18 protein-coding genes are annotated in these 14,898 nt (G+C 40.9%); 1 reads left to right on the top strand and 17 read right to left on the bottom strand.

The features are described 5' to 3' along the window. The first annotated feature begins 189 nt into the window (after positions 1 to 189). Positions 190 to 1,296, top strand: coding sequence for a helix-turn-helix domain-containing protein (locus tag NL111_RS01370; RefSeq protein WP_220444088.1), 1,107 nt, complete (start codon positions 190 to 192; stop codon positions 1,294 to 1,296). Positions 1,297 to 1,398: 102 nt separating this feature from the next. On the opposite strand, the gene fabV is transcribed toward NL111_RS01370, so the two are convergent. The 17 genes from fabV to NL111_RS01285 form a co-directional block, all read right to left on the bottom strand. Then, positions 1,399 to 2,592 (bottom strand): enoyl-ACP reductase FabV, encoded by a 1,194-nt coding sequence (fabV, locus tag NL111_RS01365; RefSeq protein WP_285110353.1) that lies wholly within the window; start codon positions 2,590 to 2,592, stop codon positions 1,399 to 1,401. Between the two features lie 185 nt (positions 2,593 to 2,777). Beyond that, positions 2,778 to 3,566, bottom strand: a complete 789-nt coding sequence (locus NL111_RS01360) for a tyrosine-protein phosphatase (RefSeq protein WP_285110352.1) — start codon at positions 3,564 to 3,566, stop codon at positions 2,778 to 2,780. Between the two features lie 26 nt (positions 3,567 to 3,592). Further along, positions 3,593 to 4,618 carry an oxidoreductase gene (locus tag NL111_RS01355; RefSeq protein WP_285110351.1) on the bottom strand — a complete coding sequence of 342 codons (1,026 nt, stop codon included), beginning with the start codon at positions 4,616 to 4,618 and terminating at the stop codon, positions 3,593 to 3,595. A 13-nt stretch (positions 4,619 to 4,631) separates the two neighbouring features. Beyond that, a complete protein-coding gene (locus tag NL111_RS01350; RefSeq protein WP_002830138.1) occupies positions 4,632 to 4,976 on the bottom strand; it encodes a BMC domain-containing protein in 345 nt (114 codons plus the stop codon). Between the two features lie 15 nt (positions 4,977 to 4,991). Beyond that, the gene (locus NL111_RS01345) at positions 4,992 to 6,179 is read right to left on the bottom strand and encodes an acetate/propionate family kinase (RefSeq protein WP_024862642.1); all 1,188 of its coding nucleotides are present in this window, start codon (positions 6,177 to 6,179) and stop codon (positions 4,992 to 4,994) included. A 23-nt stretch (positions 6,180 to 6,202) separates the two neighbouring features. Further along, a complete protein-coding gene (locus NL111_RS01340; protein WP_002830141.1) occupies positions 6,203 to 7,324 on the bottom strand; it encodes a 1-propanol dehydrogenase PduQ in 1,122 nt (373 codons plus the stop codon). 3 nt (positions 7,325 to 7,327) lie between these two features. After that, positions 7,328 to 8,761 carry an aldehyde dehydrogenase family protein gene (locus NL111_RS01335; RefSeq protein ID WP_058120727.1) on the bottom strand — a complete coding sequence of 478 codons (1,434 nt, stop codon included), beginning with the start codon at positions 8,759 to 8,761 and terminating at the stop codon, positions 7,328 to 7,330. 1 nt (position 8,762) lies between these two features. After that, entirely contained in the window at positions 8,763 to 9,242 is a 480-nt protein-coding gene (locus tag NL111_RS01330; RefSeq protein ID WP_024862645.1) for a GlcG/HbpS family heme-binding protein, read from the bottom strand. Positions 9,243 to 9,351: 109 nt separating this feature from the next. Then, entirely contained in the window at positions 9,352 to 9,930 is a 579-nt protein-coding gene (locus NL111_RS01325; protein WP_008841254.1) for a cob(I)yrinic acid a,c-diamide adenosyltransferase, read from the bottom strand. Between the two features lie 14 nt (positions 9,931 to 9,944). Then, positions 9,945 to 10,217 (bottom strand): EutN/CcmL family microcompartment protein, encoded by a 273-nt coding sequence (locus tag NL111_RS01320; RefSeq protein ID WP_002830147.1) that lies wholly within the window; start codon positions 10,215 to 10,217, stop codon positions 9,945 to 9,947. Further along, positions 10,196 to 10,702: a PduM family microcompartment protein gene (gene pduM, locus NL111_RS01315; RefSeq protein WP_002830148.1), complete on the bottom strand. Its 507-nt coding sequence runs from the start codon at positions 10,700 to 10,702 to the stop codon at positions 10,196 to 10,198. Before pduM ends, NL111_RS01320 begins: the two co-directional genes overlap by 22 nt. A 22-nt stretch (positions 10,703 to 10,724) precedes the next feature. Further along, positions 10,725 to 11,351: a phosphate propanoyltransferase gene (gene pduL, locus NL111_RS01310; protein WP_002830149.1), complete on the bottom strand. Its 627-nt coding sequence runs from the start codon at positions 11,349 to 11,351 to the stop codon at positions 10,725 to 10,727. A gap of 30 nt (positions 11,352 to 11,381) precedes the next feature. Then, on the bottom strand, positions 11,382 to 11,657 hold the full coding sequence (locus tag NL111_RS01305; protein ID WP_002830150.1) for a BMC domain-containing protein: 276 nt from the start codon (positions 11,655 to 11,657) through the stop codon (positions 11,382 to 11,384). Between the two features lie 27 nt (positions 11,658 to 11,684). Then, on the bottom strand, positions 11,685 to 12,158 hold the full coding sequence (locus NL111_RS01300) for a BMC domain-containing protein (protein ID WP_002830151.1): 474 nt from the start codon (positions 12,156 to 12,158) through the stop codon (positions 11,685 to 11,687). Then, the gene (locus NL111_RS01295) at positions 12,159 to 12,515 is read right to left on the bottom strand and encodes a glycerol dehydratase reactivase beta/small subunit family protein (RefSeq protein ID WP_002830152.1); all 357 of its coding nucleotides are present in this window, start codon (positions 12,513 to 12,515) and stop codon (positions 12,159 to 12,161) included. It lies immediately after the preceding gene. 5 nt (positions 12,516 to 12,520) lie between these two features. Next, positions 12,521 to 14,350: a diol dehydratase reactivase subunit alpha gene (locus NL111_RS01290; RefSeq protein ID WP_285110349.1), complete on the bottom strand. Its 1,830-nt coding sequence runs from the start codon at positions 14,348 to 14,350 to the stop codon at positions 12,521 to 12,523. Between the two features lie 11 nt (positions 14,351 to 14,361). Then, complete coding sequence (locus tag NL111_RS01285; protein ID WP_002830155.1) at positions 14,362 to 14,892, bottom strand: diol dehydratase small subunit; 531 nt, start codon at positions 14,890 to 14,892, stop codon at positions 14,362 to 14,364. Positions 14,893 to 14,898 lie beyond the last annotated feature (6 nt).

Genomic DNA, 14,898 nt, shown 5'->3' with positions numbered 1-14,898 from the left:
TGGTAATAATTTGTCCTTTCCTATCAACGTGTACTATTTTGTCGTGGTGACAATATTTTACAATCACCGCTAAAAATATTGCCATTTTAGCAATAAATTGACATTATATTGCATTGTGAATAGTATTTTTTTGCTCCATAATTAACGAAAGAAATCGTTTTCACATATTTTTTCATTAGGAGGTTGATCATGTTAAGTGCATTAAAACAAACGCATGACGATCGTTATACGCCGGACTCTTACACTAAACTTGCCAATTCGTTAAATGCTTTTTACGAAATCACCCAAATCGACGTGCTTTTCTATAGCTTTACTGGCGTGTTAGTTTACCGTGGCGACATTATCACCGATAATAAAGTTGTTCAAAAAACACTCGATCCTGAACACTTTGGTAAGTCGATCATCTTCCCAATCATTCTCAATAACCAGGTTTGGGGATTCACCATGTGCAGCTCTGCAAAGTCTTCTAACCATCGGATCCAAGTATCTAAGGAATATCTTTCTAATTTATTTAACAGCCATTTTGCTAATCGGCAAGATTTGACTGCCCAAGTTTTAGAACCGCTGACCGATGAACAGTTGACCAAAATAAATTATTTAAGTACGCTACTGCAGCTAAAAAGCTCTGCTAACAACGTTTTACCAATTGCTACTGCCGAAGATCCACAAGTTCGAACTAGTACTGAAAAGTTTGAAGCCATTCGGAGTATTAAAGAAGCTACTAACTACATTTGTGAAAATTTAACTAGTCAATTAACCCTTAGTACAGTAGCCGAACACGTATTTTTGTCACCATCGTATTTAAGTCGCATTTTTAAGAAATACATGGATATTAATTTTATTAATTACATCAATCAGCAAAAAATTGCTCACGCCCAACGGGAACTAATTTTAAGTCGGAAACCGATTAATTTAATTTCTAACATTGCGGGGTTCTCACAAACCAGCTATTTTACTAAGATTTTCAAAAAAATAACTGGAACAACTCCGTCTAAATATCGGAAAGAAAATGCAGCCATCAGCAAGATATACACGATTCATCACACTTTAGATTGGCCAGAGAATGCCTCCGTTTTTGACGTTTCTAAAGCGTTTTTTACGAAGCAAAACCTAGATTACTATTATGAGTCTGCCAACGGCTATTTATACGTTAATAGCATTGGTGACCTAACTGACGCAAATGAAAAAAGTGGTTGGATTTTTACCGTTGATGGACGACAACCAACTAATTCAGCTGACTTAATTTCCACAAAGGGTGTTTCCGTAGTCCAATGGATGTACGTAGACTTCCGGTAAACTTAGTATCTACGAAAAAACTGTTCGAATGAATTTCTAGCTTATGCTAGTTTTCATTTGGACAGTTTTTTGATTTCTTCGTTATCCCCAGTAAACCGTTTATTATGGTTTTAGATTTAATAAGTCAGAAAATTCAAACTCATCATTCTCTAAACCATCAACCGCAAATCCCGCCGTATTAAGAAATTCTTTTCTAAATTGAGCATAACCCGTCATCGGACTTTTAAAATTATCTGCATTAATTTGTTGGTATAGGGCTGCCGTTTTTGCCTGCGTCGAAGGCCGTAATTCATAATGGTCTGCGCGTAGTCGTCCTTTTGGATCGTAAATTGGATGTTTCCCATAGATCATTTCCCGGTAAACCCGATCTTTATGCATAATTGGTGTTTCATGCGTAGCCTCATCGGTCATCACTTTGTACAAAGCAATCATGTACTTTGGCATGATTGGAATGACCACGCTTGCCTTAGTAGTCACTACGGTTGATACGCAAACTAGCGCTCGTCCTTGGAGCGGCTTCAATTCCTGATTAATCCGCTCGGCGGATCTTTCAGCTTGCGTTTTTGCCACCCCTAAGGTTCCTTCATGATAAAATGGATACGTCATTTGTGGGCCAATGTAAGAATACAGCACCGTTTTAAAGTCATCTGCTAATACATGGGCTTCCTTTAACGCTTGGATCCACCATTCCCAGTCTTCACCGCCCATTACTTTAGCAGTTCCTTGGATTTCTTCTGGAGTCGCTGGTGCAATCGTTTCGGTGAATAACCGTTCGTGTTCTAAATCAATATTTTCGCCAGTCATGCTTTGGTCGATTGGTTTTAAGACCGACCGCCATACTTTCTCGGACCGGGGGTCGTTGCGCTTCGGCGCTGCTAAACTATATACAAGCAGATCAATTTTTCCGCCAAATTCATTTTTAATGTACTCAATCACCCGTTGTTTCATGGTGTCACTGTACGCATCGCCGATAAAGTTTTGCGCAATCAACCCAGCTTGCTCAGCAAATTGTTTGAAAAAGATACTGTTATACCACCCCGCAGAACCTAATTGTTCAGGACTTTTTGGCCCCCGTTCATAAGCTACATTAATGGTATCTGCACCGCTGCCAAACGCCGTGGTAATTCGGGTAGCTAGGCCATAACTTGATGAACCGCTCAAAATTAACACCTTTTTAGGTCCCGCATATTTCCCCTTAGACTTTACGTAATTAATTTGATTTAAAACTGCTTGCCGGCAACCATAAGGATTAACCGATTTAATAACGTTTCCAACGATTTTTGGCTTCACTTTCATTTTGATTTCCTTCTTTAGTTTTTTCCGTTGCCTTAGCTACTTAAATTATAGAAAACTTTTTCTAAAATAAAACTATTAACCCTGAATTCACTTCATAAGAATGCTAAAAATGAGGTTAGAATTGCTATTTTCTAACCTCTTTAGCATGGCTTGTTTTGTAATTTATCTACCTATCAAAAACTTATTTAGTCGAGATAAATTTTTCGTAGGTTTTGCCTTTGTGCCTTAGTCAATTGGATTTCATTTTTTAAATACTGGGGAATACCACCATACTGATAATTAAGCATCCCTACCAGTTGGTCATAATATTCGTCCCTCACAGAAGCTAAATCTTCAACAGATTGTACAAAGTTTCTTCCTAGATGCATCTTTTTTGCTTCGTTACGCCGCCACTCAATGCGCGCTTTAGAAGCTGGGTTCGTTAACAAATAATCTTCTCGAATCACTTTATCATCGACCCCCAAAGCAGCTAATAACAGCATTGTACACATCCCTGTTCGGTCCTTTCCAGCCGAGCAGTGAAAAAGAATTCCACCGTTCCTACCGTACTTTTCCAATAATTCAAAGAAGTGATGATAGGCCTGTTGGGCGTGTGGATCCGTAATCAGTTTACGGTAAGATCGCATCATCTTCTGAAAGCCACCTTGGTTGCTACGTGCATAAAGCTGATAAATCCGTTTCAAAGATGCACCGCTTTCCGTTTGATCGTCTTGAAAGATTGGTAAGTTAATATATTTAATATGGGAGTTTAATCTATCCGGAAAACTTTGTACTTCTGACTTTGAACGTAAATCAATCACTAAATTGATCCCGTAATCTACCAGCTTTTGAAGATCTTGGTCTGTCAAATCCGATAAGTATCCTGACCGAACTAGCTTACACCACTTTACTCGGTGCGCGTTAGCTGCCGGATAATCTCCTAAGTCACGAAAGTTAAATCCACCGGATAAATTCAAAATTCTTTTACTGCACATTGAGTTCTCCTCGTGGATTATTATTTTTAAAGCACTTGATAAACTGACTGGGCAACCCCGATTTCACTAGCGGTTAGGGCCAAACCATTGGCTGTGGATTTTCCCGAGTTTATCTTAGTCAACCAATTAGGATCCTTAATTAAGGGTCGACCGATTCCAACTAGCGAGCTGAGTTCTTGGGCTTGTTTTAGCTTATTAGCGTCATTGATTTGCCCAGCTACCATTATTGGTAGATCTACCGCCGCATTGAAGAGTTTCACAATTGGCACTTGGGTATCAAAAGTCCGGGGAGTTACCATAAAATCACGTAAGGAGAGACTTAAGTAGTCGATCCCTAACTGCTCTAAAAGTTGCGCTAATTGTAAGGTTTCCCCTAATTTTAAGCCACCGTCTTCGTACTCTTCAGGCGAAAGTCGGTATCCCAAAACAAATGTTTGATTACCAAATTGGCTAACCGTTGCCTGCAATCGTTGGATTAATAACTTCACGAACCGGAATCGATTCGCTAAAGAACCGCCAAACTGGTCTTGGCGATGATTAGCATTGGATGAAAGAAATTGTTGCGGTAAAAAACCGTTTGCTCCATGAATTTCCACACCATCAAATCCCGCAGCCATTGCTCGTTTTAATGCGTTTGCGTATTGGTCAATAATTTTATAAATAGCATCACGAGTTAATTCTTGCGGAACTAGCTGGGACCAGGGAGCTGCAATCGCGCTGGGAGCAAATGCTTTTTTTTCAAAGATTGCCTGGGGGCTAGCTAAACGTCCTGCATGCACTAGCTGAATAATCGCTTTAGCATGATTTCGCTGGATTACTTTTGCTAACTTGCTTAATCCCTCAATATCTTCATCTCGGCTAATACTAATTGATCCTAAAGCAGTGTTCCCCTCTGTGGAAATAAAAGCCGAGCCGACCACATCCATTCCTACCGATTGGGAACGTTGTCGATGGAATTCAAGGTCATTTAAACTAACTGTACCATCAAATAGCGCCATTCGCATATCTAACGGTGGCAAAACAAAACGATTTTTTAAATTCAGCTTATCCATCTTCGCACCAGCCTTACGTACGCGTAATCGTCGGAATATCGAAACCTAGAAGTTCGTGCAGCGTTTTAATCACTTTTCGCAAGGCCGACTCTACTTCCGAGACTTCCCCTACGACCACTACCGAGCCACTAAATCGGTCGATAAAGCCGAGCGTTACGTTACTTGACTTAGTCGCTACGTCACCGGCAATAATTGAAGCTTCACTAGGGGTGATTGTTAAAATTCCTAAAGCATTTTTAGGAGTTTGAATTCCAAGCTTTTCGTAAATATCTTCCGTTGGGTTAGCCACAATGTGTGCCAAAGTTACTTGCTTTCCCGGAACGTATTCTTGAATCATTCTCGCTTTATCTTCAATCATCGTTATCATCCTCGTTTAATTAAATTCAGCAACTCGCATAACGTCCCGAGCAATGATGATTTCCTCGTCAGTTGGAATTACCGCAACTTTTACTTTACTATCTGCTGCTTCAATCGATAATTCACCATTTTGATTTTTATGGTCATCAATTTTGACACCAAGGTAACCTAATTTTTCACAAATTGCTTTACGCATGGTAATCGAGTGTTCACCAATTCCTGCAGTAAAGACTAACGTATCTAACCCGTTCAAATCTGCAGCATACGCGCCAATGTAATGTTGGATTTGGTGAACAAAAACCTTAATCGCCAATTGAGCACGCCGGTTACCTTCGTTAGCTGCCTTTTCGACATCGCGAACATCGCTAGAAACCCCAGATAAGCCTAACAATCCAGAGCGCTTATTTAACATTTCGCGCACTTCTTCTGAGTCCAAATGGAGCTCTTCTTCAATGAAAGGTAAAATTTCTGGATCGACATCCCCAGAACGGCTGCCCATCACTAAACCAGCTAATGGTGTAAACCCCATCGAAGTGTTAATTGATTTACCATCCTTAATCGCACACAAACTGCTGCCATTTCCAAGATGGCAAGTAATCATCTTACTAGTCCGTTCTTCACCAAATAATTCCGTGGCTCGTTCAGACACGTATTCATGAGAAGGACCATGAAAACCGTAACGACGAATACCATACTTCTCATAGTATTCGTACGGTAAAGCATACATATATGCTTCTTCAGGCATCGTATGGTGGAAAGAGGTGTCAAACACCGCCACTTCTTGGGCTGCTGGTAATAATTTTTCAAAATCTTTAATTCCAATTAAGTTAACCGGATTATGCAATGGAGACAGGACACTTAATTCTGCAATTCGTTTTTTTACATCTTCATTAACCAAAACTGGACGATCGTAATACCGGCCACCGTGAGATACTCGATGCCCCACTCCTACGATTTCTGACTTATCTTCAATGACCCCGCTGGTTAAAAGCATGTTAATAACTGCTTTAATCGCTTCATCATGGTTCTTCATCGGCACTCTATTTTGGGTAGCCTTCCCATGAACAGTGTAATCAAACGTACTATTTGCAATCCCAATTCGATCAACCTGGCCGCTGGCCAATACTTCTTCTTCTGGCATTTGATAAAGTTTGAATTTTAATGATGAACTTCCTGAGTTAATTGACAATATCTTTTTGGACATCCTAATTACCTTCCTGAAAATCTTTATTTGATGATTTTTTTATAGATCTCTGCTAAATCTTCATCAGTTGGTACGACTGGATTCCCTGGGAAAGTACCGTCCAACTTAGCACTAGCAACGATTTGGTCCGTTGCTTCCAACGCTGCTTTAGTATCTATTCCAAAAGCAGTCAACGTTGCTGGGCAATTCATCTTTCTTGCCATTTGCTTGATTTGGGATTGTAATTTACGCACGGCAACCCGATCACCCATTCCAGAGCTTGCTAATCCAGCCTTACGAGCAACCATTGCATATTTGTGTAATGCTAATTGACTGTGCGTTGCGTTATATTCCACTACGTATGGCAACAACATTGCGTTGGCTAAGCCATGTGGAATATGGAAATTTGCTCCTAACTGATGTGCAATCGAGTGGCAAATTCCCAACCCTGCGTTGTTAAAGGCCGCTCCTGCTGCACAAGATGCCTCATGAACAATTTTACGGGCCGCTTCATTGTCCCCGTGTTGGTAACATTCAACTAAATTATTGATAATTACCGAGGCACTCTTTTCTGCCAAGGCATCGGTAATGGTATTGGCATCCTGAGCCACCACCGCTTCTAAAGCATGGGTTAAAACATCCAGCCCCGAAAAAGCGGTTACACTATTAGGAGCAGTCATTACTAATTGCGGATCTAAAAGTGCAACGTCTGGGATTAGGTAATCCTCCATAATTGGGAATTTTTGATGATTTTCCGGATCCGAAATTACCGCTGTATTGGTTACTTCTGAACCAGTCCCGCTGGTAGTTGGAATGGCAATAAATTCTTTAATACATTTTCCCGAAAGTTTTTCACCAAAGAAGCGAATTGCCTTTCCTGTATCAATCGCTGAACCGCCTCCAATTCCAATCATTACCGTGGGTACATTTTTTAAATATTCGTTAACCCCTTGCATAATGTTCTTCAATGGCGGGTCCGGCTTAACATCTGAAAAAACAGTTACCTGATTACTCGAATTTATGTTTCCCTTAATTTCATCTAAGGTTGGCGTCCCCGGCAAAAAAGCGTCGCATACCATTAAAATATGTTCTTGGTTTAGCTTTCCCAATTGCTTTAAGCTATCGGTACCAGAATAAATTTGAGTTGGAATTGCAATTCTTTCCATAAATTATGCCTCCCACGAACGTAACGAAAATGCTTCTGGCGAATTTAACCGACGACGGCGAGTGAAGGTCTTAGCTGTTGCGGTTCCTTCTCCAGTTGGGGTTGCAATCGTTAATGCTGAAGCACCTGCATGAGCACCGTTAGCTCCTACCCCGGTTCCCACATACGTTGCACCGTTAACTACGAAAATGGAAGTGTTCATTCGGTGTGCCGCACGGTTAATATTTGGTAAGTTTTCAGAATGAATTGAAGCCGTGTGATGCAATCCTTGTTCAACTTCTACCGCAGTCGCTAAAACTTGATCAAACGTTGGGCAAGAAACTACTGGTACAATTGGCATCAACATTTCGGTAGTAACCAATGGATGATCCTTTTGGGCTTCCAAAATAATTAATTTTGGTGTGCCAGTGTATGCAATTCCTGCCTTATCTAAAATGTAGGTTGCATCTTTACCGACGAATTGGCGGTCAGGTGCACCATTTTTGCCAATGGTCATTTCTGCTAACTTATCGATATCACTAGCGTTAGTTACCAAAAATGCTCCTTCTTCTTGCATCTTTTTAATAAGTTCATCCTTCACGCTAGATTCAACTACTACTTCTTTTTCTGCGGTACAAAGGATGTTGTTATCAAAAGATGCGGAATCTACAATGTTGTGTGCAGCTAACGCAACGTTAGCAGTGGCATCAACAATTGCAGGAGGGTTACCTGCACCAGCACCCACGGCTTTTTTGCCACTGACTAATGCTTGGTGAACCACTGCTGGGCCGCCCGTGATGGACAGCATTGCAATGTCAGGATGTTGCATCATTTCTTGAACAGATTCAATTGACGGTTCTTCAATTGATACAACTAAATTCTTCATCCCGGTAGCTTCATAAACTAACTCGTTTAACTTTTCAATTGTCCAACGGGTAATTTTTTTAGCACCTGGATGGGCGCCGAAGTACAACGTATTTCCACCAGCTAACATCATAATGGCGTTAGCAATTACCGTTTCAGAAGGGTTAGTACTTGGACCAACTGCCCCAATTACTCCAAACGGAGCGTATTCGTACATCACTAAACCACCGTCGCCAGTTTCAGCTTCAGGTTGCAAAATTTCAGTTCCAGGAGTGTTATATAAAGCATTGTTTAGCTTAGCAATTTTAGCTTCAACCGTTCCCATTCCTGTTTCATCTTTAATGTCCTTAGCCATTTTTTCGATGTATGGACGGAATCCTTCACGAATTGCTGTTAAAACCTTTTCCCGAAAGGCTAATGGTTTATCAATATAAACATCTTCAGCTGCCTTAGCTGCCGCGATTGCTTCATCCACGGTCTTAAAAATTCCGTTTTGGCCCGCATCACTAGTTGACGCAGTTTGGCTAGTGCCACTTTTCTTTAGTTCTTCACTTAAAATGCGTCGAATATCTTCTTCAAGATTTTGAATTTCCATTTCACTTACTCTCCTTCATAAATTCTTCCACAGCAGCCTCACAAATTGCTTGGTCTTCTTCAACCAATCCGCCGCTAATCCCAATCGCTCCGACAATTTTTCCGCCGATTTCTAACGGAATTCCGCCCGGGAAGGACACTAATTTTCCATTCAACATGGTTTCCATTTGGTAAAGCGGTGCACCAGGTTGAATATCTTTACTAATATCTTTAGTAGGTTCTTTCATTGCGATTGCTGACCAAGCCTTCTTAGGAGCTAGTTCTGAACTAACTAGATTAGCATTCGGCATGTGGTAAAGCATTTGAACAACCGTTGCTGCGTCCATGATGCACATGGTAACTCCCACATTTAATTCGTTAGCTTTAGCTACGGCCGCGTCAAACACCCTTTGCATTTTTTGGCGATCAAATAGGTTTCCTAATTGATCCCCCTGTTTGGTAATTATTTCTTTAACAATGTTATTAATTTGCTCTTCATTCATTCCATTCGTCCTCAACAAATCATTTAAGAAGTTGGAAAATTTTCCGTTCTTTTTAAAATTGACAACCACCAGCCATCACGAAATTTAGTTAATCCCTAGGCCGTTTCCCTTAATTTTCAGTAAAATACGCACGGTATCTTTTAATTACTTCCTCCGTCACCTTGGCTAGATAATCTTCGTAATCTTCGGATCGGGCTAAAATATAAAAGAAATCAGATAATCGATTAACGTATTTTTCAAGTACTGGTCGTACGGTGGTTTCACTAGCAAATTGAACAAAGCGACGCTCTGCTCTCCGACAAACTGTCCGACACACGTGTAACTGAGCACCGGCCAAGCTTGAACCAGGCAATATAAAAGACTTTACGGGTGGCAATTTGACTGTGTATTCATCAATAACCTTTTCCAAATCGAGTACGTCTTGTTCTTCAATGGTCACGCTATTTTTTAAAAATTTTTGGGTATCTAAAGTAGCAATTTCTCCTTGTAAAAAGAACATCTTGTACTCAACTTTTTTCAAGATTTCTTGATTTTTTTTGCTTAAACAAAGTTTATCCGCCACGCTAATGTTGGCGTTCAGTTCGTCAAACGTTCCGTAAGTTTCCACTCGTAAAGAGTCCTTATGCACTCGTTTGCCGTCGTAAAGGCTCGTTGATCCCTTATCTCCACCTTTGGTATAGATTGGCATCTTGCTACATCTCCTTACTTGTCGAAACTGTCAATAATACCGACAATTGCGCAATCGCTCACGTCACGAAAATTTTTATCCGCATGGTTAGCAATCCGAGCACCCGCTCCCCGCACAAGCAGTACGTATTCTCCGATACCAGCACCGACTGAATCTACGGCAACTTCTTCCGGGCGAACGGGTTGGCCTTGCGAATCAATCGCTCTTACAATCATTAATTTACGACCAACTAATGACTTATCTTTTTGGGTAGACACCACGCTGCCTACAACTTTTGCCATATACAATTTTCATCAGTCCTTACTTGTATTTTTAAATCCTTTTGGCTGCTTATTTCTTCGGCACCCGCGGTAATATTTTGAACATTCGTTACCACTACCACCGCTTTATCCGGAATGCCTGCTAACATTTCTCGTGTGATTATAGTTGGATAAAATGCATAAACTGGATGTTCACCGTTAACGACAAACATAATTGGCCAGTCCCTAATCATTACTAACGGGATAAAATTAAGTGCGTGATAGCTCACGTTTAACTGAAAATTCACGTCGTAATCGAGCCCTTGTAAAATCCAGGTTACCCAACGATTACTTTGGTCGAGGTGAAACAGATCCGCAATCAGCTCAATTGAAACTTGCTTTAAAACCAGATTGGCGTTATCAACAAATATTCCCGTTGAGGGAACGTCATTACTTTTGGAGTAGGTAATTTCGGCGGATTGCGCATTTCTCTGTTTTAATTTTTCAATTACTTGAGCAACAATCGGATCCATTCAATTCACCCTCCAATTTCGTTTATTTTTTGATGATTCTACCGAACGTATTCGCATTTACGTTAGCAGCGTTAGCTTCATCAGTATCGATGTGCATTTCTAATAAGAAGTCTTTCCGCGGTCTGCAAATCACGTCATCAAAGATGGTTCTGCGTTCGTCGGAATTGATTTCTACACTGACCGTATCACCTAACTTAACACCAAAACGAGCAGCATCTTCTAGGCTCATATGAATATGCCGTTTAGCAACGATGACACCTTGGACTTCTACTTCTCCATCTTTAGTAACTAACTTAACGGAAGGAGCCCCTTCTAAATGACCAGATAATCTAATAGGAGCGTCGATTCCCAATTCAAAAGTTTCTGAACGGGCAATTTCTACTTGAGAATGTGCCCGGTTAGGACCTAAGATCCGCACGTGTTTAATAGTTCCTTGAGGACCAACAATGTCTGCAAATTGATTTGAAGCAAATTCTTCATGTTGGTATAACGGCTTGTACACTGTCATTTCTTGGCCAGGAAATAGAGTTGCAAAGTCTTCATCAGTCAAATGAATGTGATGATTTGAAACTCCAATACGAATCCGGTTTGGGTCAGTTTCTTCCTTTATAATCTTGCGAATTAACTGTCGTAACTGTTCTTCATCCATAATTCTCGTCCACCCTTATTAAAGCTATTTTTATTTTGTTGAAGGTAAAATGCGTTCAACTTCAGCATGCGGGCGAGGAATTACGTATGAACTAACTACTTCACCAATGTTTTCAGCCGCAGCAACTCCTGCATCAACTGATGCTTTAACAGCGCCAACGTCTCCACGGACCATGATTGTAACTAAACCGCTACCAATTTTTTCTTGACCGATCATTTGTACGTTAGCTGCCTTAACCATGGCATCTGCAGCTTCGATAGATGCAACTAAACCTTTTGTTTCGATTAATCCTAATGCGTTATTCATAATATGTTCCTCCTGAAATTTCAAAAATTATTTTTTAGATTGTTTTTTACGTTTCTTAGTACTTGAATTAGTTTCTTTTTTACTATTTGATTCTTTTTTAGTCTTTGAGGTTGCCTTAGATTTCTCGGACTTGGCTGGTTTTTGAGGTTCCAGTTTTTCCGTTGGCCGTGTCGGTTCAACGTTCAGCGGCTCTGAATTAGCTTCGTTAGCCTTCCGTACCGTTGGTTCAAGTAATAAATCAGTTCGGTTAAGCTTTTCAATTCCTTCCGCAGGGTTAGCTAATACCGTCGAGCTAACGTAGTTTTCGCCCATCATTTCTTTTGCCATAGCGATTGCCACGCTCACTGCCGCTACGTCACCAACAATCGCAACTGTGACCCAACCACTACCTCGCGTATTGGAAATATTTTTTAATTCCACGTCGGCGGTTTTTAACATTTTATCGGCCGATACGATTGCGTTGGTAAGGCCTTTAACTTCTAAATAACCTAATGTTTTCAATCAGTTCACCACCTTATTTAATCTTTTAAACGGTACGCCCTTTACTAAGCGCGCCGCGTTGGCTCCTAAAATCCGTAAATTTACGGAATTGTCTTTTTCCACCTTAAATAGTGGCTCTGATTTAGGTAAATTTTTATAGTGTACAATTACTGATTTATCGTCAAAGGCAATTCCCACTGATAATCGCGAAAATAACGCCCCTTGGTACGCACGTTCAACCGGGTTGTCGAACGCCATGGTCTTAAAAGAAAATGGAATCTCCTCTTCTTCAATTCCGTATAAAAGCTGCGTTAATTCAGTGGTATCTTCGTTATCCTCACGCATGGCAATTACAATCGAAGGTTTTTCCATACTCATTTACATCACGACCTTAACTGGTTTGCGTACGATAAAATCAAGCCGGTTGCCACCGCGTTTCGGGGACCCTCGATCGACCGGATATTCCCGCGTCCAGCTACCAAATTGTAGTGAGACAAAGCGTCGGTAACTAATTGTGGGATTTCAAAATCAAGTGCTGATCCACCCACAATCACTACAAATGGAATATCCCGAATGTTGCCAGTTGGACTAACATGTCGCAACGCGCGTTGTGCATTAGTTACGAAAACCTTTCTTTTAGCGCTTTGGCGAACATGCTTAATTTTTTCGATGCTGAGATTTCCCGGCACCGGTATATATCCGTTAGGCTTAATAACCACCACTCGAGCAAAAATATCTGCTGGAAGGGGCTCGTCAAAAAACTGCACCGTGCCATCTTCATGCCGAATTTGGAATAAGTTTTCTACTTTTGCAAGGGGGTATTTTTTAATATCCTCTGCTAAATAGGTGTCATTAATGCCTAATTCCGAGTTGATCATCATCGTGGTCATGTCACCAGCACCAGCTAAATGAATTGCGGTAATCTGGTTATTTTGATCAATAATTGACGCATCGGTAGAACCCGCTCCTAAATCAAGGATAGCAATTGGTTTGGTTGTTCCTGGAGTAGTTAAGGCCCCTAAAATGGCGGCTTCCGCTTCGGCACCACCAATTTCGACTGGAACGTGCAAATCATTTTGAATCAAATCCGCAATTCTTTGCATTTGTAGTCGATCAGATTTAACCATCGCGGCAATTCCAACAGCTTGTTCCGTTGAAAATTCACCAGCTAAGCCACCTTGAACCTTAATTGGTACTGATGTATCAACAGCTAGCAAATCTTGAATGGCAATTTCTTTATTCTGCTTTCCGGTCAAATCGGCCATTGTCTGCCGAACTTTTTCTAACATTCCGCCAACGTTGGTTCCAGCTTCACCCGTGATGTTCGTAATTCGATCAAAGCTAGTAATTTTATCCATGATGGCATCTGCTCCGGCAGAAACGCCTACGGATTCGCTACCATGATCGCCCTGAATGTTAATTCGACCTGCTGGAATTACCCGCGCCTTAACATCACCTGCCGGAGTCTTAATAACTACGGCGGAACGATTGCCAATCAGCGCTCGTGAAACGGGAACGATGTTTTTAGTTTCATCTGAATTTAAACCAAACAACGTCGCAATCCCGTACGGATTAGATAGTTGAGAAATCACCTTACCCTTATCCGCAACTTCAACAGCCGCTAACATTCCTAAAGGTACCTTTTCAATTAAAGCCACTTCATCCACAATTGGAATTTTATGGTCGAGCCGATTATCAATTAAAACGCCGTCATCATTCTGCAAAATTGCGGCCGTAATTTGGTAACCAGCCTTACTATATAAATTGATTAACCGAGCTGCATCAGCAAAATCAACTTCTTTAGGAACTACCACGATATACTTTTTTTGCCGATCCTTTTCTTGCAAAAGTTGCAAAAGATTGACCGTATATCCAGAACCAATCCCCACCCCTCCAGGAGTGTTGGGATTATGCCCAATCATGGTTGATTCGGTGATAATGGTTTCCGAAATAGTTTCCATCGCTACGTCGCCAATTACGGGAGTAGCTTCGTTAATCCTGATTAAATCAATATCATCAAGTGTTAATTGCGTCTTAGCTAAAACCTGCGCAACCGATTTTTTAATTCCAATTAAATTTTGCTTAGTCCCCTTAATTCCAGTTGTCGCTGAAATTCCAGAGTTAATAAATTTAACGTCTCCACGGTTAGATACTTCAGCAAGTGCAACTTCGGTTGAAGAATTCCCTATATCAACTCCAATTACACGTTTCATAAAAATGCTCCTTAATTGTCACCTTTTAATTTTTTACGGGTTTCATAAAATTCAGCTGCTTCTTCAAACCAGTCTGCACAAATTTTAGCGTTGTACTGATCGCGTAACTCTTTAGCAATATCAAGCAGCTCTTGTTTAGTGGAGCGATACGGCCGTAAAGCGTTGTACATTTCCAATAATCGTTCATCGGGAATTGCGGTTAGCTCAGCAGCTCTTTGAAAATTTTTCTGAATCGCATCGCGTCCAGAATCTACAGCGACTTGTCCCTGCAAACGCAACGTTTCTGCCGTAATTCGTAAGTCTTTAGGCTTAACTGCGCCTTTTAAAACGTTATCAATATTGAGATCGTCTAAATTACTTCCCGAAGGTGAATGAACTAGTTCCGGATGTTTTGAATAAAGCGGGTAGTCCTTCGTCGTTAGTGGAGTCTCATGAGTCGCCATTTGCGAAGGAGTTGACGTCCTCGTTTTAGATGTATTCTTAGGAGCTTGATCGCCCATCTGGCTCATAATCTTGGCCACTAAATCATCGATTTCACTCATTACTTT

Source organism: Pediococcus sp. AC40 (genome assembly GCF_030252485.1).
Taxonomy (GTDB): domain Bacteria; phylum Bacillota; class Bacilli; order Lactobacillales; family Lactobacillaceae; genus Pediococcus; species Pediococcus acidilactici.
This window is presented reverse-complemented; position numbering and strand designations above follow the sequence as displayed.